The sequence below is a fragment of the Mangrovibacter sp. MFB070 genome (assembly GCF_000705335.1).
Taxonomy (GTDB): domain Bacteria; phylum Pseudomonadota; class Gammaproteobacteria; order Enterobacterales; family Enterobacteriaceae; genus Mangrovibacter; species Mangrovibacter plantisponsor.
Genome location: NZ_JJMI01000022.1, coordinates 382,450 through 404,302, shown reverse-complemented (window position 1 = coordinate 404,302; position 21,853 = coordinate 382,450). Strand labels below are relative to the sequence as shown.

At 47.0% G+C, this 21,853-nt stretch carries 15 protein-coding genes, 1 tRNA gene and 5 pseudogenes; 13 read left to right on the top strand and 8 right to left on the bottom strand.

The genetic code is table 11. The annotated features are described in order from the left end of the window. Positions 1-10: 10 nt before the first annotated feature. The 3 genes and pseudogenes from DT73_RS11165 to DT73_RS11155 form a co-directional block, all read right to left on the bottom strand. Positions 11-265 (bottom strand): annotated as a pseudogene (locus tag DT73_RS11165) (hypothetical protein); the annotation flags it as partial. Positions 266-321: 56 nt separating this feature from the next. Then, positions 322-918, bottom strand: coding sequence for a DUF1367 family protein (locus DT73_RS11160; protein ID WP_036108388.1), 597 nt, complete (start codon positions 916-918; stop codon positions 322-324). Between the two features lie 388 nt (positions 919-1,306). After that, positions 1,307-1,531, bottom strand: a complete 225-nt coding sequence (locus tag DT73_RS11155; protein ID WP_036108385.1) for a hypothetical protein — start codon at positions 1,529-1,531, stop codon at positions 1,307-1,309. A 339-nt stretch (positions 1,532-1,870) separates the two neighbouring features. Between DT73_RS11155 and DT73_RS11150 the strand changes: the two genes are divergently transcribed. Further along, positions 1,871-7,771 (top strand): DUF3320 domain-containing protein, encoded by a 5,901-nt coding sequence (locus DT73_RS11150; protein ID WP_036108383.1) that lies wholly within the window; start codon positions 1,871-1,873, stop codon positions 7,769-7,771. A 220-nt stretch (positions 7,772-7,991) separates the two neighbouring features. Continuing rightward, positions 7,992-9,038 carry a DUF3800 domain-containing protein gene (locus DT73_RS11145; RefSeq protein WP_036108382.1) on the top strand — a complete coding sequence of 349 codons (1,047 nt, stop codon included), beginning with the start codon at positions 7,992-7,994 and terminating at the stop codon, positions 9,036-9,038. Between the two features lie 445 nt (positions 9,039-9,483). Here the strand turns inward: DT73_RS11145 and DT73_RS11140 are convergent, their stop codons facing one another. Together DT73_RS11140 and DT73_RS11135 are read right to left on the bottom strand one after the other, a co-directional pair. Beyond that, a complete protein-coding gene (locus tag DT73_RS11140; RefSeq protein ID WP_036108380.1) occupies positions 9,484-10,353 on the bottom strand; it encodes a hypothetical protein in 870 nt (289 codons plus the stop codon). A gap of 471 nt (positions 10,354-10,824) precedes the next feature. Then, positions 10,825-11,103: pseudogene (locus DT73_RS11135) on the bottom strand (replication protein P); the annotation flags it as partial. Between the two features lie 107 nt (positions 11,104-11,210). Here DT73_RS11135 and DT73_RS11130 point away from each other — a divergent pair. From DT73_RS11130 to DT73_RS11105, 6 genes and pseudogenes are all read left to right on the top strand, one after another. Next, positions 11,211-12,500: pseudogene (locus tag DT73_RS11130) on the top strand (PD-(D/E)XK nuclease-like domain-containing protein); the annotation flags it as partial. A gap of 11 nt (positions 12,501-12,511) precedes the next feature. Further along, positions 12,512-13,624 (top strand): RecT family recombinase, encoded by a 1,113-nt coding sequence (locus DT73_RS11125; protein WP_036108378.1) that lies wholly within the window; start codon positions 12,512-12,514, stop codon positions 13,622-13,624. A gap of 35 nt (positions 13,625-13,659) precedes the next feature. Then, a complete protein-coding gene (locus DT73_RS11120) occupies positions 13,660-13,878 on the top strand; it encodes a TraR/DksA family transcriptional regulator (protein ID WP_036108375.1) in 219 nt (72 codons plus the stop codon). Next, positions 13,875-14,066 carry a hypothetical protein gene (locus DT73_RS11115; RefSeq protein WP_036108372.1) on the top strand — a complete coding sequence of 64 codons (192 nt, stop codon included), beginning with the start codon at positions 13,875-13,877 and terminating at the stop codon, positions 14,064-14,066. Before DT73_RS11120 ends, DT73_RS11115 begins: the two co-directional genes overlap by 4 nt. 2 nt (positions 14,067-14,068) lie before the next feature. Continuing rightward, positions 14,069-14,413, top strand: a pseudogene (locus DT73_RS26750) (helix-turn-helix domain-containing protein); the annotation flags it as partial. Beyond that, complete coding sequence (locus DT73_RS11105) at positions 14,302-15,450, top strand: site-specific integrase (protein WP_036108369.1); 1,149 nt, start codon at positions 14,302-14,304, stop codon at positions 15,448-15,450. The pseudogene DT73_RS26750 and the gene DT73_RS11105, both read left to right, overlap by 112 nt. Before the next feature lie 15 nt (positions 15,451-15,465). Here the strand turns inward: DT73_RS11105 and DT73_RS11100 are convergent. Then, positions 15,466-15,541, bottom strand: a tRNA-Lys gene (locus tag DT73_RS11100). A gap of 718 nt (positions 15,542-16,259) precedes the next feature. Next, a complete protein-coding gene (locus tag DT73_RS11090) occupies positions 16,260-16,508 on the bottom strand; it encodes a GlsB/YeaQ/YmgE family stress response membrane protein (RefSeq protein ID WP_036108364.1) in 249 nt (82 codons plus the stop codon). A gap of 721 nt (positions 16,509-17,229) precedes the next feature. Here DT73_RS11090 and DT73_RS26745 point away from each other — a divergent pair. Next, positions 17,230-17,361 (top strand): annotated as a pseudogene (locus DT73_RS26745) (integrase); the annotation flags it as partial. Between the two features lie 172 nt (positions 17,362-17,533). Here DT73_RS26745 and icd read toward each other — a convergent pair. Next, positions 17,534-18,784 carry an NADP-dependent isocitrate dehydrogenase gene (gene icd, locus DT73_RS11085; protein WP_036108361.1) on the bottom strand — a complete coding sequence of 417 codons (1,251 nt, stop codon included), beginning with the start codon at positions 18,782-18,784 and terminating at the stop codon, positions 17,534-17,536. A 110-nt stretch (positions 18,785-18,894) separates the two neighbouring features. Between icd and rluE the strand changes: the two genes are divergently transcribed. Genes rluE through hflD form a run of 4 tightly spaced genes read left to right on the top strand, consistent with a single transcriptional unit; the run spans position 18,895 to position 21,844 of the window. Further along, positions 18,895-19,548 (top strand): 23S rRNA pseudouridine(2457) synthase RluE, encoded by a 654-nt coding sequence (rluE, locus tag DT73_RS11080; protein ID WP_036108791.1) that lies wholly within the window; start codon positions 18,895-18,897, stop codon positions 19,546-19,548. Between the two features lie 17 nt (positions 19,549-19,565). Next, on the top strand, positions 19,566-20,024 hold the full coding sequence (locus DT73_RS11075; RefSeq protein WP_036108359.1) for an NUDIX domain-containing protein: 459 nt from the start codon (positions 19,566-19,568) through the stop codon (positions 20,022-20,024). 56 nt (positions 20,025-20,080) lie between these two features. Then, positions 20,081-21,181, top strand: a complete 1,101-nt coding sequence (mnmA, locus tag DT73_RS11070; RefSeq protein ID WP_036108354.1) for a tRNA 2-thiouridine(34) synthase MnmA — start codon at positions 20,081-20,083, stop codon at positions 21,179-21,181. Between the two features lie 33 nt (positions 21,182-21,214). Continuing rightward, on the top strand, positions 21,215-21,844 hold the full coding sequence (gene hflD, locus DT73_RS11065) for a high frequency lysogenization protein HflD (protein WP_036108351.1): 630 nt from the start codon (positions 21,215-21,217) through the stop codon (positions 21,842-21,844). Positions 21,845-21,853: the final 9 nt, after the last annotated feature.

The following is a 21,853-nucleotide window of genomic DNA, read 5'->3' as shown; positions in this document are numbered from 1 at the left end:
GGTTAATCCCTTATTTGGGTAGTTTCAGGTAGGCCTGCTGGCCATGCTTGCGGATATAGTCCGCCTTATCGTTGGCATTCATCTCTGAACGTTTCAGGCTGCCACCACCATTCGGCTTGTGCCCACCAGCGCCGGTACCTTCAGCGCGGGGGAAAAGGTGCGGAGCCGTCTCCTTAAGAGACTCAGCCCATTCAAGCGGGGTCAGTGGGGTCTTGCCGTCTTTACCGAACAGGACATCGCCATTTGCATCAACGGCTACCAGTTCATCGGCCTGTTCGGTGGTGCATTCAGTATGCTGGAACCAGGAATATTTCATTGCCATCACCCCGCAAAGCTCAGTAACTGGTTTGCGGTGTTCTCGGCTTCTTCTTTGCTGCTGAATGTGCCAGACAATATCCAGCGCCACAGCACATCAAGCGCAGCGTCGTAAAGTTGCGAGAATTCGGTTTCATCCATATTGGCGAATGAGATACTGCGTGGGTGCTTTTTAAGTGTGCCGTCTGGTAGCTGGATAGCGATATAGTGCCCGGCTTCAACAATCACCCAGGCACGGTAAGCATCGAAGGATTTACACAAACTGATGCTGCCGGCACGCTTATCCGCTATGCGGGACAGATATACTTCTGCCGCGTCCAGCAATGCTGATTCACTCCCGCCAAAATTGGAGAGGAATTTTGCGTAGCCGGCTACCAGCTTACGTTCATTTGACGAAATCGCACCGCCCGTCGGTTCCCAGTAATCAAAGCCGAGGTTGAGTAGTGCGAAAAACTTTCGGTGAAATGCAGGATTACGTACTTGCTTAAACTCAGATATCAGAACGGCACCGAGCTTGCATTTTGAATGCAGAAATTCGCTGGTCTCGGGCGAAGCCGGGATCAGGTAACCTGCAGCATGTTTGATGAGTTGTAATAGCGCCATGGTTTTCTCCGTGGCGCATCAGGTATAGGTTGTTCAGGCCTATGAAATAATAATATCAGACGGTGGGATAAGTCGGTACCCCAGACGGGTGGCAAACTGCATAAACCCATTGAGAGTGAATATTTCTTCATCCTCAAGTAATGGGCGCAATGAAACTAATCCATTTACTCGATAAACCAGATATCTTCCATTTGCCGGGAAGCTATAGATAACTGCTTTATCGGCCCTTCTGACCACGTCATACCATTGATCATCTACATTAAAGGCGTCGGAACTGCACACTATTTCCCCCAGAGCGACATATTGACGCAGTTAACATTAAGCGGGAACAGCCAGGGGAACGCACACTGCGATACTCTTCGTAACTGCTCCAGTGAAATTCACGCGATTAATAAAACCGTTCATCGGCGCTTTTCCTGGTTTCCTGCAAAAGGTGTTCATCCTTTGTCTTATCACTCGGCAAAACTGCCTGGTCGCGATTACTGGTCTGATTGATCGTTAATCGGAAATAACCAAGTTGGTCGTTAAGCCTCGTAAGCGCTCCTTGTCCAAGTTCCGATATAACGCCTTCTGGAAGTATCTTCATCAGATCAATAGGTAACTCGTTTTCCATCCTTCCCTCTCACAATGAATAACTGTATAAACATACAGTAAACTTATCTTGCAGGTTTTGCAATGTTTCAAGGTGTAAACTTTAGGTTGGAGTGCTTTGGAGTAATCCAAATAAACAAAACTAGTAGATTGTCGTGAACTGCTTTAAATCCCAAGTTTCATGTGGCTTAGGTCGCTTGTATCCTTTATCGTATAAACCATTAAGACAATTCTTAAGGCTTTATCTCATGTCAACGATAAGTTGACCTGACATCCCTATTAAGCAGGATTTGTGTTCACCCGGGTTACTCCATCAATAAACATCGCCTGAGTGATATATTCTCATTGGAGACGGAATTTTATGAGCATTAAGGCATATGTCAGTGTCGCCCATAAACTGGGATTCACTTCGCACCAAAATGCAGTTCCCCTGTTACGTGAACTGGTACTACATAACGAATCTGACCAAACGTACCAGGATTTAACGCTGAATTTGCAGACAACACCTGAGGTGTTGGAAGAGAAACAGTGGAAAATTGATCGCTTACTTCCTCATTCATCACTTAATATTAGAGATCGCGACCTTAAGCTCGATGCAAAATGGCTGGCTGAATTGACTGAAAGTGTAGTTTGCGAGATTAGGCTGTCTTTACGTCAGGGAGATAGTGAACTTTTTACCTTCAATTACCCACTTGAAGCACTGGCCAAAAATGAATGGGGCGGCGATGCAATGGTTGAATTGTTGCCGTCGTTCATCACACCTAACGACCCTGCAATAGATCGTCTGCTCAAAGCCACATCGGATGTTCTTCGCAGTGCAGGGAAAAAAGAATCCCTGGATGGCTACGAAAGTAAATCCAGAACCCGTGTCTGGGAGATAGCCTCTGCCCTCTGGACTGCTGTCTGCAACATCAATATTAGTTACGCTCTTCCCCCTGCCAGCTTCGAACACAACGGTCAAAAGATTCGTACACCCGGAGCTATCATGGAGGCAAGGGTCGCCACCTGCCTGGATACCACACTTTTATTTGCATCTGCACTCGAGCAACTCGGTCTGAACCCGCTAGTTTTTTTAACAGAAGGACATGCATTTGTCGGCCTATGGCTGCAACCGCAAGAGTTTTCACAACTCGTTACCGAAGATGTCTCCTCCGTACGTAAGCGAATCGATTTAAAAGAGATGGTCGTATTTGAAGCGACGCTGGCAACACAGGCGTACCCGGCATCGTTTACACAGGCCTCCGTAGAAGCTCTCCAACATCTGACAGAAAAAAAATTCTACGCTGCTATCGATGTACGACGTGCTCGAATGCAAAAAATCCGTCCATTGGCTCTGGGTACATCAGGTACGACAGCGCAGACCGCCGATACGGAACAGATTATTTTTCATGGATTTGAAGATGCGCCGCAACTGCCTTCATTTGATATTGATATCGACATATCTGATGAAAGAGGAGCAACCAGCAGACTCATCCAGTGGCAACGAAAATTGCTAGATTTAACAACTCGGAACCGCTTATTGCATCTGCCGGAAAGTGCAAAAGGCATCCGGTTAGTATGTTCTAATCCTGGGCTGCTTGAAGATAAACTTGCTGAAGGCAAGCGTCTACGTATCGTGTCTTTACCAAATCTCGAACTGGGCGGTCGGGACGCAGAATTATACCAGCAACAGACGCATGAAAACTTACGTGATGAGTATGCACAAAACGCACTGGAACGTGGCGAAGTCGTTTCCTCTCTTGAGCAAGAACGCCTGGAGTCTTCACTAATTGATCTCTATCGTAAATCCAAGAGTGACCTAGAAGAAGGCGGTGCCAATACGCTTTTTCTGGCTGTCGGCTTCCTGAAATGGAAAAAAGCTGCCGATGACCCGAAGAGTTATTTCGCACCACTTATTCTTCTGCCCATTCAGTTGGATCGAAAAAGCGCACTCTCTGGCGTGACAATGCGCCTTCTGGAAGAAGAACCTCGCTTCAATCTGACGCTCCTGGAGCTATTACGCAACGATTTTGCACTGACCATCAACGGACTGGATGGCGAATTACCAACCGATGAAAGCGGTATTGATGTCGATGGTATATGGAATGTTATACGCCGCGCAGTCCGTGATATCCCGGGCTTCGAAGTCACTCGCGATGTCGTGATTGGTACTTTTTCATTCGCCAAATATCTGATGTGGAAGGATCTCGTTGACCGCACACCACAACTTGTAGAAAGCCCGTTGGTCAAATATCTGATTGAGCGCGGTCAGGAAGATGCCACGTTACAAAATAGTGGCGAAATCATTGATGTTGATGAACTGGATGACGAAATAGGAACCCAGGAACTTTTCTTGCCCTTACCTGCAGACTCTTCGCAAGTCGCAGCTGTAGTTGCTTCAGCAAAAGGTCGCGATTTTGTGCTGGACGGTCCGCCCGGAACAGGAAAATCACAAACGATAGCCAATATGATTGCACACAACCTTGCGCTGGGCAGACGAGTGCTTTTTGTGGCAGAAAAAAAAGCTGCTTTGGATGTCGTTTACCGCAGGCTGGAAGCTGTAGGATTAGGTGAGTTCTGCCTGGAATTACATTCCAGCAAGACCTCGAAGCTGGATTTTCTTAAGCAACTTGAGCGCGCGTGGGACGTTCGCGATGTGCTGACCGCCCATGAATGGGAAGAAGAAGCAAGCAAGTCGCAAACTCTTCGTGACAAGCTTAACGGAGTTGTCCGTCTACTTCATAAACGTTGGCCTAACGGCTTAACGCTACATCATGCAATGGGTCGAGTTATAAAAGATGCCAACGCAGCAACACCACAATTGGCATGGCCGGCTGATACACTGCATACCACGGAACAGATGGAATATTTCAGGCAGATAGCAAGACGCCTTGAACTTAACCGTGTTGCTTTTCAACAACACGGGGAACATTTTGCAGCCATTGCACAAACGGACTGGACGAACGGATGGCAATCATCACTAATTGTCAGTGCAAAAAATCTGACCGGGAAAATAGAAGACCTAGAGAAAGCGACTGACTCGCTACTTGAGGCTAGCGGAATTGAACTGGACATCAAGGAGCCAACAAAACTGGAACAGTTGGTCGCTTTTTGCGAACTTCTGACCCGAGCAGGCGGCATCGACCTCAGTTTTATGTTCACTCCCGATGCAGCAGCCCGCATTGAGGCGGCCCATAAAGCAATCGATCTTCTTCAGGAGATAACCACCACTAAAGCAAGGTTGTCAGTCAACTACCCTGCGGATAACTGGCAACACCTCAACGTGCCGCAAATCCAACAAGAGCTAACGCAAGCCAGTAAAAAGTTCTGGTTCTTCTCTACCAGCGCACGCAAAAAAGTTATCCAAAGTGTAATGCAACAACATGCGCTCAGTTCTGCACCAAATTTGACTGCCGATTTACCTGTCATTGACCTGCTGCAGTCGTTGTTACAACGCCTGACGGCTATAAGTAGCGAAACTGCAACACTACCGGGATGGAGCAGTCTGGCAACAGATTACACAAAATTAGCCGCAACGCTGGCTGTTGCAGAAGAGATCCGTAGCAAATTAGGTACATTTGCGTCTTCACCGCAACAGCTTTCAGAGCTTCGCACTGCAGTTAAAATCCTTGTCATTGATGCCAATGATTTGTTGGGTGCAGCCGGTGTGATTGCGAATTTATGCAAAGACCTCCGTACTGCACTTACCGGATTTAGCGAAGCCAAGACAACCTTCTGTGGTCTGATAAAAACACAAGAAGATAATCCGTCTATCCCCACATTGCGGAACTGTGCGTTAAACATAATTCAGAATCCATCCGATCTGAAAGCGTGGAGTGACTGGAGTCGTGTGCGAGAGGAGGCCATCGCTCAAGGGCTGATGCCCATACTGGATACGCTTGCTCATCTTGATACCTCAGAAACGAGTGCCACCGAGATTTTCGAAACTGCATATTGTCGCTGGTTCGCCTCATGGGTCATTGATTCAGAACCGCTACTACATAATTTTGTTCCGGCAGAACATATGAGTGACATTGAGGCATATCGCCAGCATACTGATCGACTGGCAAAGTTAACGGTTCGTTACATTCGAGCCCGCCTGTGTGGCTTAATCCCCGCAAAAAACGAAATAGTTAAACAAGGTGGTTTTGCCTTACTGAAGCATGAACTTCAGAAATCTCGACGTCATAAGCCAGTACGCCAAATGGCCGCAGAGATGGGCGATGCAATGTCGAAACTGGCACCCTGCATGCTTATGAGTCCTCTTTCCATAGCGCAATTTCTGCCCTCCAACCAGGCTTTGTTTGATTTGGTGATCTTTGATGAAGCATCACAGATATCACCCTGGGACGCCATTGGAGCAATGGCTCGCGGTAAACAAGTTGTCGTGGCAGGTGACCCACGCCAAATGCCTCCAACCAGTTTCTTCAATCGTGGTGCAAGTGATGTCGACGATGATACGGAGGAAGATATGGAAAGCATTTTGGATGAATGTCTTGCCGCCGGTTTATACAACCATAGCCTGAGCTGGCACTACCGTAGTCGCCATGAAAGTCTGATCAGCTTCTCTAACCACCGATATTATGACGGGAACTTGATCACCTTTCCTGCGTCGGAAACGCGGCAGAGCGCTATTCAGTGGCGTAAAGTTGCCGGCGTTTATTCGAAAGGTAAAGGCCGTCACAATCAGGCAGAAGCCGAAGCTATCGTCGCAGAGACCGTAAAACGTCTCACGGATAAAAAATTTGTCGCTTCAGGTCAATCAATTGGCATTATTACCCTGAATACCGAGCAACAAAAATTGATCAATGACTTGCTGGACAGAGCCCGGCAGCAACATCCCGCAATTGAGCCCTTCTTTCAGCAAGAGCTTGATGAACCCGTTGTGGTTAAAAACCTCGAGACAGTACAGGGCGATGAGCGTGATCTGATTATGCTAGGTATTGGGTTCGGCCCTACGGAGCCGGGTGCCAATACTATGGCCATGAGTTTCGGTCCACTCAATCGCGAAGGGGGCTGGCGTCGCCTGAATGTTGCTGTCACGCGTGCACGTCAGGAGATGATGGTATTCACCTCATTCGACTCTTCAATGATCGACCTCAATCGAACGAGCGCACGTGCTGTCGCCGACCTTAAACATTTCATTGAATTTGCTCAACGGGGCCCGGTAGCCTTGGCACAGGCTGTTCGTGGTTCGGTTGGCGGCTATGACTCACCATTTGAAGAGGCAGTTGCTTCTGGTCTGAGAAGAAAAGGATGGCATGTCGTCCCACAAATAGGAGTCTCCCGTTTCCGTATCGACCTCGGGATTGTTCATCCGGATAAACCTGGTGATTACCTAGTCGGCGTCGAATGCGATGGCGCCACATACCATAGTGCAGCAACAGCTCGTGACCGTGATAAAGTTCGCAGTGCCATCCTACAAGGTCTAGGCTGGAAATTATTACGCCTCTGGTCAACAGAATGGTGGGTTGATAAAGAAGGTGCACTTGAGCGACTCGATTCGGCCATTCGCGACCTGCTTGAAGAATCAAGGTCCACGGATGCAATGCATATGGCAGAGGCAGAGGCAGATGAGTCTGATGATATTAGCGGTGAAACAACCGCTACTGCGGGATCGGATAACCTCTCCGTAACTACCACCATTGAGCAAGGAGCCAACGATGAAGAGATCTCTGCATCTGTCGAAGTGATAAAGCAACCCGGTAAAAAGTCTGAAGACGTCAGTAGCGCAGAGAGCGCTGTGACAGACCTAAAATATGCCTCATCAATGACCTCGGGTATTACTTTGCCCGATCAGGGGGGTAAATACATCGTTAATGACCTGCAGGAATGGAGCAGCAGAGTTGATGCAGAACGCTTCTACATTGGCGAGTATGACGAAACACTGCTAGGACTCATCGACTCAGTTGTTAAAGTTGAATCCCCACTGCTTGAAACAACGTTGGTGCAGCGCATTGCACGTATTCACGGTTTCAATCGTACTGGCAGGCTCATTCGTGAAAGGGTGATGGAATTGGTTGATCAGCATTATCATGTTGCGACAGACCATTTTGGTGAAAATTTTGTCTGGCAGTCCACAACTCAACAGGCTGACTGGAATACGTTCCGTTTACCTGCGACAGAGAATGATATTCGCCAGATTGATGCTATCCCTGCAGAAGAGTTACGCGCATTGGTACTGAGCACAAAAGGCGAGAACAAAATTGCAGATATCACCCGTTCATTGGGCATTAAGCGGCTAACAAGCCAAGCAAGACAAAAACTGGAGTCATTACTCTAAGTCATACTGGCTATTTCTGGGGTATCGACAGAAATAGCCAGTATTTGTATTAGTTCAGCACAGCTATGGCACAGATCTAAAGCTAATCTGACAGTCAGCTCTGTGCCAGGAGCGGACGTTGCTTGCATCGATGGATCTCAATTAATAGGGTGAAGGGCTATAGCGCAATACTATCCAAAAAGGTATTTTGGGTGAAACAACAGCTATGGACACAGAATAAATGAGTATATTTTCAATTGATGAGTCTGGTTACACTGGGCGCGATCTTCTTCAAAAGTCACAACCTTGGCAAGGGGCCAGCGCTGTAAAGATTAGTCATGACGATGCTCGCCACCTTATCAGACAACATTTTCCTAAACACAAAGCCCCTGAATTAAAATTTAGCTCTCTCAAAAAGCGAGATAGTTATCAAAAGCCAATTTTTACTTTGCAACAGGAACTACTTGCCAATTTTCCATGTGTTACTTGTGTTGCCGATAAACGTTTGATTCTAATTCAAATGTTTATTGAGTATGCTGTAGAGCCTTTTTACTATGACCATGGGATAAATCTATACGAGAATGGTGGAAACGTTTCTATGGCATCAATGGCTTACTATGTCTGCCAAAGCCACTTTGGTAGAGATTTTGATAATATCCTAATATCTTTTCAAAATGCGATGCATGAGAAAACGCACGCGGCAGTAAATAGCCTTATTGAGAACGTTAGGGCCGTGAATTGGCACCTATTACCGGAAGTACTGGGGCCACTAGCTTTGGAGCATCCAGATTGTATTGCGGCAATAACTAATCCAAAAATTTCTACTGATGCAGCATTTGTTATTCTTCAAGCACTAATATCACGTACTGAATTAATGTCAGAGGGACCATATAGTATTGAGCATGATCGTTCTAAAAATCTTTTACAATACAATGAATATCTTTCTATGCTTATCAAATGTCAGACGCCAGCCGAGTTTAAGATGTCTGAAATCGCCAGTATTAAATTCCCATTGAAGCTTGAGTATGTACACCAAGTTGATTCAAAACTAAGCCCAGCAGTTCAATTGTGTGATGTTTTGATTGGTAGTGCTATATCAGGAGTGCGTCAATTATTGAATGATAAATCATTGTCATTTTATTCTCCTTTAAAACTGTATGAAGATAACCAAATAATTCATTTTTCACCTGATATAGATTTTGAAGGGCAGCAAAAATTCAGGCATAACGGTCAAGGTAGTGAGTACATTGATTTCATTGCTGAACAATTTAATAAATTTGGAAAATGATCTCAGTGGTGGATATCAACTCTGAGATATCTAAATAGTGATATGAAGACCCATGACGAATATTTACTGTTTCGTGACAGTGATTCACATGCACTTATTGGTTCCCTCTGTGCAATAAATTCTGACTAAAGTTGCGGACAGAGACGCCACTTAATTATCTGAGCTATAGCAACTATAGATTTCCACTAAAAGCCACTACTCTGATAGACATCTATTTGTTTAGCGACTCTGCATCCTAGCCAATGCTGATTACAGTGTAAGGCCAGCTTCTCGCTCATAGCAGTCCCTACGCACCAACTCCCCGTCCACTTTGTGCCAAAACTGAAGTAGCGAACAGCACTTAGTGTTGATTAACGGGGAGCCAGTCACATCAAGGGGGTTATCGATTACACCATTAAAATTAAAAAGGTATGGTGTTTTATTGAGTGGCTATTACTTTTATCATTCAGGGAATATCGAATATGTCCTGCCATGATGAGGGTGAGCCGGAGTAAAAACGGTTTTCTTCGTTATCAACATCATCTTCATCAGCATCCCAGGCACCAATGAAATCTTCAGTCTGTCCCTCAGTCATGGTCATGTAAATGCTGTGAGGAGTATTGCCTTTTCTTCTCAGATAATCCAGACGATATCTGTCCTCGGTATCATAGAAACTTTTCCCTTCAATCTCGACGTTATAAATGCGTGCCATGTCATGATCGAACACAACGAAATCATCCTCTGATGCGTGTCTGACAACAGCGTTATGCAATATAGCCGTGTTAAATTGCGCGACTTCTGCTAGTAAAGTACAGAAATATATTACCTCATCCTGGTTGCTAATGTTTCGGTCCGCACTGGCAGGCGCCTTATATGAGAGTAATTCTCTGTTTGATTTAAGGGTCAGGAAGAAATCATCAAATCGTGTGGCCAGTGTTCTGTCATATCGAGCCAACCATTCTCTGGTTTTGTCTCTTGCTTTTTTATGAGAGATACTCAGGATATCCTCGTTATCCCAGTCTTCAGTCGGCAAAGTTAGGACCACACAACGTAAGATTGAGAGCATGGCATAATAGTGAAAATAAGGAATGGCTGCCCTCAAATTTTTTTCTTCGGCAAATTCCGCCTGTTTTAGAACGACAGTTGCATTTAGAATCATTTTAGTACAAAAATAGATACGGCAAACCCACTGAGAATTACGTTCAGGAGACCATTCTCTAGCAAGAGCGGTGAATTCCTGACGAAAAGCATTGACTTTATTCAGCACTTTTTTTTCATCAGCAATGGAGTGCAACTCCCGATAATCGTAATAACCATCAATATCATCAAAAATCATATATGTTCCTTGTTAATCAATAATTTTTTATTTCACTCAACACCCATATGTTGCAGTAGAATTCAGAACACACTCCAATAACAGTTCAAGTTGCACTTGAAAATCTTTAGATGGTTTATTTTATTAAAATTCAATCTGTAAATTTCCATATATTTCACCTAAGCAAAAATCATAGGCGATTCTACATCAATGAGGATGACATGAAAATGTTGTACATACCAAGCATTGAAAATGTTGCTTCATGTCAATGATGAGGTGTTCATGGCCAGTGACTTGCTCCCCCTTGATTCACACAGAATGCTGTTAGCAATGTCCGTTATTCGCTCAGAGCGGACTTCATGGGTTCTATACCAATATATCTGATTCAATTATGGAAACCTGGTATTGTTTAACCCACTCAGCAAAGGCTTGGGCAGCATCAGCATTCGAAGCCATGTATTCGTCACCTCCCACATGTAAGCGGGATCATAGTCACACCCTCCCACTGGCTTTCATTCGCTCGTACTTAGCCTTAAGCAACTCCGCTGGCGTTGGCCCTTTCGGTGCAACTGGAGCGGCAATTGTCCGTCGAACCGGTGGAACGAGCTTCCCATCCATCACACGCCTCTCCCACATAGCCAGAATGCGGGCGGCTTCTTGTTCTAGCTCTTTGTGACTAAGTTGCCCCTCAGTGCTGCAACGCCGCAGTTCAAGACAAATGTGGTACAGAACAGGCTTAGGCCACGGATACTGCTCACTACTCGGGTACCGCCGCATTCACCGAAGCAACGAAAGGCCTGGCTGCTGTAATGGCTGTCGAAAAGCAGGTTGCTCACCATGAAACGCCGGAAACTACCAAGGAAGAGGCTAAACCTGAATTTCCGGCTTACTTCGAGCCTGGCCGTTACGAAGGTTTACCTAATGAGGTTTACCACGCAGCAAACGGTATCAGCAGCACTCAGGTAAAAGATGCCCGGGTATCACTGATGTACTTCGATGCCCGCCACGTATCAAAAACCATTCAGAAAGAGCGATCCAAAGTTCTGGATATGGGCAACCTGGTGCATGGGTTGGTGTTGCAGCCTGAAAACCTGCAGGCTGAGTTCAGCATTGAGCCGGAAATCCCGGAAGGTGCATTTACCACCACTGCGACTATCCGTGCCTTTATCGATGAACACAATGCCAGCCTGCCAGCGCAACTGAGTGCGGACGACATCAAGGCGCTACTGGAAGAGTACAACGCCACCCTGCCCGCCCAGATATCTCTTGGCGGCTCTGTTGAAGAAACCGGGCAAAGCTATATGTCTCTGCCAGTCGATTTCCAACGCATTGAAGAAGGCCAGAAACAGACTGCCGCAGCAATGAAAGCCTGCATCAAAGAATACAACAGCACTCTGCCCGCTCAGGTAAAAACCAGTGGCAGCCGTGATGCCCTGCTTGAGCAACTGGCAATTATCAATCCCGACTTGGTCGCTCAGGAAGCGCAGAAACCCGCACCACTGAAAGTGTCCGGTACCAAAGCAGACATGATTGCCGCCGTAAAATCGGTTAACCCCGACGCGGTGTTTGCCGACGAACTGCTGGATGCCTGGCGCGATAATCCCGAAGGGAAAATTCTGGTGACCCGCCAGCAGTACGCAACCGCCCTGCAGATGCAACAGGCACTGTTCAGCCACCCAACTGCTGGCAAGTTGCTGCGACACCCAGACCGCGCTGTTGAAGTCAGCTACTTCGGTATTGATGAAGAAACCGGACTGGAAATTCGCGTAAGACCAGACCTCGAAATTGATATGAACAGCGTCCGTATTGGTGCCGACCTGAAAACTATCAGCATGTGGAATATCAAGCGTGAAGCCATTCGCGCCAAACTCCACCGGGAAATCATTGAACGCGATTACCACCTGAGTGCAGCGATGTATTGCGAAACAGCCGGTCTCGACCAGTTTTTCTGGATTTTCATCAACAAGGACGAGGGCTACCACTGGATTGCCATCATTGAGGCTTCTGCCGAATTGTTAGAGCTGGGCATGCTGGAGTACCGCAAAACCATGCGCGACATTGCCCACGGCTTCGATTCCGGGGAATGGCCGGCACCTGTCACTGAAGACTACACCGACGAACTGAACGATTTTGACCTGCGCCGCCTTGAAGCGCTGCGCCTTGCATAAGGGGAAAACTCATGGAAAACACAAATATCGTAATGGCTGAACAGCAAGCTCCCAACACAGTTTCTGCCACGAACTCTGTTTTCAATGTTCAGGCGCTTGGGCAACTAACAGCGTTTGCCAACCTAATGGCAGATGCAACCATTGCGGTCCCTGACCATTTGGTAGGAAAGCCGGCTGATTGCATGGCTATCGTAATGCAGGCAATGCAATGGGGAATGAATCCATATGCTGTTGCACAAAAAACCTTCTTCGTTGGCGGAAAGCTTGGCTACGAGGCTCAACTTATTAGTGCGATTCTCTCCAGTTCCGGGGCTATTCGTGGGCGTTTTCATTATGAGTACGGTGGCGATTGGTCAAAGTGCATCCGCAGCAAGGATGTGACCGTTACAAAGACAGGTAGCAAAGGGTCGTATGAAAAAACGGAAAGAGTTCGTGACTGGTCTGATGAAGATGAGGACGGTTTATATATCCGCGCGGGCGCAATCATTCGCGGCGAAACAGAAATCACCTGGGGTGAGCCGTTATATCTCGCGAGTGTCGCCATAAGAAACTCCCCGTTGTGGGTTACAAAACCGAAGCAACAGATTCTTTATCTGGCAACAAAAGACTGGTCAAAAGCATACTGCCCGGCAGCCGTAATGGGGTTTCAGGATGCAGATGACCTCTCTTATCGCGAAGAGAAGGAAATTAACCCCGCACCAGTACAGCGCATGTCAGTTGCTGAGATCACTGGCGGCGCAGAAATCACTCACAGCGCAAAAGAGTCCACCGGCAACATTGATTCAATCGCTGATGAATTTCGTGACCGGATTGAAAATGCCGGCAGTGTGGACCAGGCGAAGGCTGTCCGGGCTGATATTGAATCTCAAAAATCAGTGCTGGGCTCCGCCCTGTTTACCGAGCTGAAAAACAAGGCAGTGAAGCGTTATTACCTGGTCGATGCACGCAACAAGCTCGAAGCTTCCATTAATTCGCTACCTAACCCGGGCGAACCCGGTGCCAGTGATGCTTTTGGCAAAGCTGAAAACTTGCTTTCCAGTTCTAAGCGCCACCTCAACGATGAACTGTTTGATCAGTTCACTATCACCCTGGCCGATATGCGCCCGGAATACATCGCTGACTGATACGGAGCCGGGAGGGAAACCTCCCGGGAATGAACATGGCAGAAATTATCGACGAAGCAAACGCACGCGCTGAGTTCACTATCACCATGGCAATAGCCAACGCCCGTATTAACCGTAACGCCGTATCAGCTACGCATTGTGTGGAATGTGGTGAGTTGATTCCCGAAGCCCGGCGCATTGCCGTTCCGGGCTGCACGATGTGTGCTGATTGCAAGGAAATTGCCGAGCGTAAAAGTAAGGTGGGTGCAGCATGAGTCAACCTAAAACGCATACCAGCACCATCATCACAAAAGATGGAGAAAAGAAGGTCCAGTTACGTGAAACAGCGACTACCTGGTGCGCCGGCAAAAATGAAACCTATGACAAATTCACTGGCCGCCGTTGTGGTGCTCCACTGACAAAACGCCGTTTGATTCTGTCCAGTGTAAAGCCGATGGAGTGAGTATGGAGCAATACAGTCTGACACTCGATGAAGCCTGTGCATTTATTGGAATCTCAAGACCAACAGCAACCGCCTGGATAAAGTCCGGGCGGCTACAGGCAACGCGTAAAGATCCAACAAAAATAAAATCACCGTACCTCACTACCCGGGAAGCCTGCATTGCGGCAATAAGTTCGCCGCTGCATACTGTCTCTGTGAATGCGGGAGGAAAGACCACTTATAAGGAGGAATCAACATGTCTATCACCCGCAGAGGTAATACCTGGCATGCGTCTTTCTATTGCCCGGACGGAACGAGAATTAGAGAAAGCCTTGGCACATCCGACAAACGCCAGGCGCAAGAACTCCACGATAAAAGGAAAGCCGAACTGTGGCGCATAACCCGGCTGGATGAAAAGCCGGATTACACATTCAGCGAAGCCTGTTTACGCTGGCTCGAAGAAAAATCCGACAAAAAGTCTTTGGAGACGGATAAAAGCCGCATGAGGTTCTGGCTTGAACATTTCCGGGGAATGCGGTTAAAGGATATTACAGAAGAGAAAATCTATGCGGCCATCAGGACGGCCCATAACCGCAGCTTCGAGCGTATCAGGCAGAATCGGATAAAGAAAAATAAAGGCGATGTTGAAGGTGCACGGGCGATATCGCCTTCAACAAAATCCCGACTGCTTGCCCTGATTAAGTCGATACTGCGTGCAGCAGAACGGGAATGGAAATGGATAGACAAGGCCCCGGTAATTAAAGTCGGGCAGCCAAAGAACAAGCGGATCAGGTGGCTGGAAGTTCATGAAGCACAGCGACTGATTGGTGAATGTCCGGAGCCGTTAAAATCGGTTGTCAGGTTTGCACTGGCAACCGGCCTGAGGCGGTCGAATATTATCAATCTGGAATGGCAGCAGATAGACATGCAACGCCGTGTTGCATGGATAAACCCAGAGGACAGCAAGTCAAACCGCGCTATAGGCGTAGCGCTGAATGACACAGCCTGCCGGGTGCTACGGGAACAAATAGGCAATCACACCCGATACGTTTTTGTTCACAGCCAGCCAGCAAGACGACGCGACGGAACGTTACTGCCGGCAGTAAGAAAAATGCGGGTTGATGATAATACAGCCTGGAGAAATGCACTGAAACGGGCAGGCATCGAAGACTTTCGTTTTCATGACCTGAGACACACCTGGGCAAGTTGGTTAATTCAGTCAGGCGTACCGCTTTCAGTTTTGCAGGAAATGGGCGGATGGGAGAGTATCGATATGGTTCGCCGTTATGCACACCTGGCCCCGAACCACTTATCTGAACACGCAAAAAAAATTGATGCGATTTTTAGTGAGTCGGACACAAAAAAGTCACAATGCGATTTTTTGGAAACGAAGGAGTGTTTATAACCCATTGAAAATCAATGGTGGGCTGTGAGGGATTCGAACCCGCGACCGATGGATTAAGAGTCCACTGCTCTACCAACTGAGCTAACAGCCCATAAGGGAAACTAATTCGAGGCAAGAATTTACTCTTCTGATGTCCATGCCGCAACACCAATATGTAATAAAAAACCCCTTCTAATTACAAGGGATTATATACTCGGGTTTATTCCCGCTGTTCGGCTATGCCATCGACCAAAGAAGAGCATTTTCTGAGCGACTCCATATGAAAATGCTCAATTAACATTCAAAACAGACTAAATCGCTCATTAATTACTCGTTTTCACATAATGTGCTTTATTACCAAGTAAATAAGAAAATGAACTTTGCATTTCGCATTGCTGTCGTACAGATAAATCTGGTTAACGTTATAACGAATGATGTGGATATTTCGGATAGTGTGTACGCTGGTAGCAGCAATGCTTTTCTTTTGGGTAGCACTTATATTTAATTGGGATAACAGCCCGGAAGATGCCGATCATCTGTCGGACAGCATTGATCACAGCATCAAAGTTGATGTTCTGCACAGAAACTACATCTCACCTCAACCTGAAATTTTGTCGGAGATCCAACCAACTGGCACACAGCATTGTCGGCATACCAGGGCAATGATAACGTTGGCAAAGTCACCGCTGGCACATATCAATGAGGCTGGCTCTCAGCGCGCTAAAATCAGCAATAGAAACCAACACGTTGCCGGTCATTCCCCTGTACATGGGTAATTATGACAGAGGCCGCAGATGCGGCCTCAAGAGATTTTGAATGCAAAGACATTATTATGCTTTTATTTTCCGGTAGATAAAAAGCACAACCAGTGCACCGATTACTGCAACTGCAAAACTCCCAAGGTTAAAACCATCAACCTTACCATAGCCAAAGAACGTACTTATCCAGCCACCGACTACGGCACCAATAACCCCCAGGATAACAGTGACAATAAAACCACCTCCATCTCTACCCGGCATAATCCACTTAGCCAGGATACCTGCTATGAGCCCGAACACAATCCATGAAATAATTCCCATAACATTTCTCCATTTATTCTCTGGTCATTCACAAGGAGAAATAAGCATAGCACAATTTATAAACCACATAGATTATATTACGCAGAATTCATTTTAATTTTGAAAAAATTAAGATTCATCCCACCTCTATGTTGACATCCGCACCAAACATCGTCATCTATGAATGAAGAGCATTTAATCAAGATTAATATCTTAAGGCCTGTGTAGTTATTAATGACGCATGATTTATAGAGATATTATAATCACCCCCCATCAGTTAATGAAGAAAATACACCCGTTATTTATTATCGCATTATAAAAATCTGCTGTTTTTATGCTTTACGTAAAAAAATCACCATCTTTAACATTTACACTAATATTACCCAGCAGAAAAAAAACGATATAAATCGGTTTGTAAAAAAACCAATAGAAATAAACAACGAGATTGAATAATGACTAACGAAGATAAGGAAAATATAATTTTTATACGCCAGTGTTAGTAAAAAAACACCGCATATCGCTAAACAGTATGATTTTCACTTTGTGAACATTACCTGCCCTGATGCTCATATCTATTCAGTGGTATTTTATGGCACCCACGATACGATAACATTGCCGATTACTTATCCAGCAACGGCTACAAAAAAACAGAGCTGCAATATTGAAGCTGACTGTTGGCAGTCTGGTGCTCCACAGGCTGAGATTACTGTCAGTAAGCTGGAGTCACCAGAATCATTGTCTGTTATCGGAGCGTTTATATAAAGAACAAGGGATCAACACCCAGAAATTATTGGGGCATAAGTCTGTTTCCCAAACTGAAAAATATAATGATGACCGTGGCAAAGATTGGATAAAAGTAAGAATTCAGTCTTAATGAAATGGGCACCAGTCACTGGTCAGTGGGTGCTGAAATCGGCACTCAAAACCGGCTGCAGGAGGGGGGGTTTTGATAACTTATTTTGATAAAATTTTGATAACCGCTCCAAACGAAATAATAAATAACGGGAACTAATTAGCTCCCGTTATGTTTTAACCTGCAACGCAGATTACATGTTCGCGATAATCGAGTCGCCAAACTCGCTACATTTCAGCAGTTTAGCGCCATCCATCAGGCGTTCGAAATCGTAGGTTACGGTTTTAGCAGCGATTGCACCTTCCATACCTTTAACGATTAAGTCAGCGGCTTCAAACCACTGCATGTGGCGCAGCATCATCTCTGCAGACAGGATCACAGAACCCGGGTTTACCTTATCCTGGCCTGCATATTTTGGAGCGGTGCCGTGTGTTGCTTCAAACAGTGCACATTCATCACCAATGTTGGCACCCGGAGCAATACCGATACCACCAACCTGAGCCGCCAGCGCGTCAGAAATGTAGTCGCCATTCAGGTTCATACAAGCGATAACATCATATTCTGCCGGGCGCAACAGGATCTGTTGCAGGAAGGCATCGGCAATTACATCTTTAACAATAATGTCTTTGCCAGTATTTGGGTTTTTAATTTTCACCCACGGCCCGCCGTCAATCAGTTCACCACCAAACTCTTCGCGAGCCAGTTGGTAGCCCCAGTCTTTAAAGGCGCCTTCAGTGAACTTCATGATGTTGCCTTTGTGCACCAGCGTAAGGGAATCGCGATCATTTGTGATTGCGTATTCAATAGCAGCACGCACCAGGCGTTTAGTACCGTCTTCAGAACAAGGTTTGATACCAATACCGCAGTGTTCAGGGAAGCGAATTTTCTTCACGCCCATTTCTTCACGCAGGAATTTGAGAACTTTTTCAGCATCTGCGCTGTCGGCTTTCCACTCAATACCGGCATAGATGTCTTCGGAGTTTTCGCGGAAGATAACCATGTTGGTCAGTTCAGGGTGTTTTACCGGGCTTGGAGTGCCCTGATAATAACGCACCGGGCGCAGGCACACATACAGGTCAAGCTCCTGGCGCAAAGCAACGTTCAGGGAACGGATACCGCCGCCAACTGGGGTAGTCAGAGGGCCTTTGATGGCAACACGGTATTCACGAATCAGATCAAGTGTTTCAGGTGGCAGCCAGACATCCTGGCCGTAAACCTGGGTAGATTTCTCGCCGGTATAAATTTCCATCCAGGAAATTTTACGCTCGCCGTTATAGGCTTTTGCGACAGCGGCATCGACCACTTTCAGCATTGCTGGCGTAACGTCCACCCCGATACCGTCACCTTCAATAAATGGAATAATCGGGTTATTTGGCACGTCAATCTTGCCATTTTGCAGGGTGATCTTTTTACCTTCCGCCGGAACAACTACTTTGCTTTCCATTCACCTCTCCTTCGAGCGCTTCTGGTTACTCTTTTGTTAATAATTTGTAATGGCGCATCAATACTACCTGAATGTTTTACGCCATGCCAGGCACTTATGTTTACGTTATAATGCGTGAATCAACCTTACCTGAAAATACCATGAATAAAACTTCTTTTAGAAATCACCAGGATAAACGATTCAGCTCAAAACAAGGCACCAGAAATAGCAAACCAGCTGGTCCAAAACGGCTTGTTCTCTTCAATAAACCTTATGATGTCCTCCCTCAATTTACTGATGAATCTGGTCGCCAGACACTAAAAGACTATATTTCCGTGCCGGGCATCTATGCAGCCGGGCGTCTGGACCGAGACAGCGAAGGCCTGTTGCTGTTAACCAACGATGGAAAATTACAGGCGGCACTAACTCAACCGGGTAAGCGAACCGGTAAGATTTATTTTGTACAGGTGGAAGGTGAGCCCGATGAAGCCGCACTGGCAGCCCTGCGCAATGGCATTACACTAAAAGATGGTCCAACCTTGCCAGCCGGGGCGGAGCTTGTTACTGAACCCTCATGGGTTTGGCCGCGTAATCCACCCATCCGTGAGCGAAAATCCATACCAACCAGTTGGCTTAAAATCACGCTTTATGAAGGCCGCAACCGCCAGGTGCGCCGCATGACTGCACATGTTGGCTTCCCTACTCTGCGCCTGATTCGCTACGCAATAGGGCCTTATACACTGGAAAATATTCCCTGTGGGGAGTGGCGGGAGCTACCCGCTTAATGTGAAGGAAGAATACCATGCTAAAACCCCATGTTACTGTCGCCTGTGTTGTTCAGGCAGAAAACAAGTTCTTAGTTGTTGAAGAAAAAGTGCGCGGCAAAGCGACCTGGAACCAGCCTGCCGGGCATCTGGAAGCACGTGAAACACTGGTTGAAGCAGCAGAACGTGAACTGTATGAAGAAACCGGTATCATTGCCAGGCCACAGCATTTTTTACAACTGCACCAATGGATAGCACCGGACAACACACCGTTTTTACGTTTCCTGTTCGCTATTGATTTGCCTGAAATATGCCCAACAGAACCGCACGACAGTGATATTGACCGCTGCCTGTGGGTGGATGAACAAACCTTATTACAGGCCACAAATCTGCGCTCACCGCTGGTTTCAGAAAGCCTGCACTGTTATCGCAAAGGCGAACGTTATCCGCTGGCATTACTTGGTGCTTTTAACTGGCCGTTCACAAAGGATGCCTAACGGTTCGGCGCGTGCTAGAATACGCCGCTTCGAAGTTGATAGTCGTGAGTATCTCCATGTCAGAAAGCCAGAAAAAAGTAATCGTCGGGATGTCCGGCGGTGTTGACTCTTCCGTCTCCGCTTACCTGTTACTGCAACAAGGGTACAAGGTGGAAGGCCTGTTCATGAAGAACTGGGAAGAAGATGATGGCGAGGAGTATTGCACGGCTGCTGCAGACCTCGCAGATGCGCAGGCAGTCTGTGATAAGCTCGGTATTGAACTGCATACGGTCAATTTTGCAGCCGAATACTGGGATAATGTCTTCGAGTTATTCCTTGCTGAATACAAAGCAGGTCGCACGCCGAATCCGGATATTCTGTGTAATAAAGAAATCAAATTCAAAGCGTTCCTTGAATTTGCAGCAGAAGATCTTGGTGCCGATTATATCGCAACGGGTCACTATGTGCGCCGTGCTGATGCCAACGGTAAAAGCCAGCTTCTGCGTGGTCTGGATGGCAATAAAGACCAGAGTTACTTTCTTTATACACTAAGCCATGAACAAATCGCGCAAAGCCTGTTCCCGGTAGGCGAACTGGAAAAACCACAAGTCCGTAAAATCGCTGAAGAACTGGACCTGGCCACCGCGAAGAAAAAAGACTCCACCGGTATTTGTTTTATTGGCGAGCGTAAATTCCGGGAATTCCTTGGCCGCTATTTACCTGCACAGCCAGGGAAAATCATCACCGTTGATGGCGATGAAATTGGTCAACACCAGGGGTTGATGTACCACACACTCGGCCAGCGTAAAGGGCTGGGGATTGGTGGTACAAAAGAAGGTAGCGAAGACCCGTGGTATGTGGTGGATAAAGACGTTGCCAACAATATTCTGGTTGTGGCCCAGGGCCATGAACACCCACGCCTGATGTCCACTGGGCTGGTTGCGCAGCAGTTACACTGGGTATCCCGTGAACCACTCTCTGCGCCTCTGGAATGCACAGTAAAAACACGTTACCGCCAGGAAGATATTCCCTGCACCGTCACCCCTCTGGATGACGACCGGATCGAAGTGCGTTTTGCCACACCGGTTGCAGCAGTAACCCCTGGCCAGTCTGCGGTATTTTACACCGGAGAAATCTGCCTGGGCGGTGGGGTAATAGAACAACGTATTCCTCTGTAAATCATTCCCGCTGCACAAAAGAAAGGAGTTTGCGTGGCTAAGCAATATCATGACATCACTCTGGCGCTTGCGGGCGTCAGCCAGGCGGCAATGTTAGTGCAACAACTTGCCCACCAGGGGCATTGTGACACGGATGCGTTACATGTCTCACTAAACAGTGTGCTCGACCTCAACCCACCATCTATGCTTGCGGTCTATGGCGGCCAGGAAGCCAACCTGAAACCCGGGCTCGAAGCCTTACTGGGTGTGCTTAATGCAGGCCAGCGCCATGGTATTGTTGCTGATATCACCCGTTATACGCTGAGCCTGGTGGTGCTGGAGAAAAAGCTCTCCGCTAACGCGAATGCACTGAACACACTCGGTGAACGTATTCAGGGGCTGCAACGCCAGTTGGATCATTTTGATGTCATGTCCGATACCTTAATAAGCGCAATGGCCGGTATTTATGTGGATGTTATCAGTCCACTGGGGCCGCGCATTCAGGTTACCGGTTCGCCTGCCGTGCTGCAAAGCGCGCAAGTGCAGGCTAAAGTGCGCGCCACACTGCTCGCCGGTATCCGCGCTGCAGTGCTGTGGCGCCAGTCAGGCGGTAGCCGCCTGCAACTTATGTTTTCCCGAAATCGCCTGTCCACACAGGCACGGCAAATTCTTGCTCAATGTTAACCTCTCAGG

Bases quoted from the DNA above. Each gene is read 5' to 3' on its own strand.
- DT73_RS11160 (WP_036108388.1), bottom strand. From the start codon at position 918: ATGGCGCTATTACAACTCATCAAACATGCTGCAGGTTACCTGATCCCG.
- DT73_RS11155 (WP_036108385.1), bottom strand. From the start codon at position 1,531: ATGGAAAACGAGTTACCTATTGATCTGATGAAGATACTTCCAGAAGGC.
- DT73_RS11150 (WP_036108383.1), top strand. From the start codon at position 1,871: ATGAGCATTAAGGCATATGTCAGTGTCGCCCATAAACTGGGATTCACT.
- DT73_RS11145 (WP_036108382.1), top strand. From the start codon at position 7,992: ATGAGTATATTTTCAATTGATGAGTCTGGTTACACTGGGCGCGATCTT.
- DT73_RS11140 (WP_036108380.1), bottom strand. From the start codon at position 10,353: ATGATTTTTGATGATATTGATGGTTATTACGATTATCGGGAGTTGCAC.
- DT73_RS11125 (WP_036108378.1), top strand. From the start codon at position 12,512: ATGGAAAACACAAATATCGTAATGGCTGAACAGCAAGCTCCCAACACA.
- DT73_RS11120 (WP_036108375.1), top strand. From the start codon at position 13,660: ATGGCAGAAATTATCGACGAAGCAAACGCACGCGCTGAGTTCACTATC.
- DT73_RS11115 (WP_036108372.1), top strand. From the start codon at position 13,875: ATGAGTCAACCTAAAACGCATACCAGCACCATCATCACAAAAGATGGA.
- DT73_RS11105 (WP_036108369.1), top strand. From the start codon at position 14,302: ATGTCTATCACCCGCAGAGGTAATACCTGGCATGCGTCTTTCTATTGC.
- DT73_RS11090 (WP_036108364.1), bottom strand. From the start codon at position 16,508: ATGGGAATTATTTCATGGATTGTGTTCGGGCTCATAGCAGGTATCCTG.
- icd (WP_036108361.1), bottom strand. From the start codon at position 18,784: ATGGAAAGCAAAGTAGTTGTTCCGGCGGAAGGTAAAAAGATCACCCTG.
- rluE (WP_036108791.1), top strand. From the start codon at position 18,895: ATGCGTGAATCAACCTTACCTGAAAATACCATGAATAAAACTTCTTTT.
- DT73_RS11075 (WP_036108359.1), top strand. From the start codon at position 19,566: ATGCTAAAACCCCATGTTACTGTCGCCTGTGTTGTTCAGGCAGAAAAC.
- mnmA (WP_036108354.1), top strand. From the start codon at position 20,081: ATGTCAGAAAGCCAGAAAAAAGTAATCGTCGGGATGTCCGGCGGTGTT.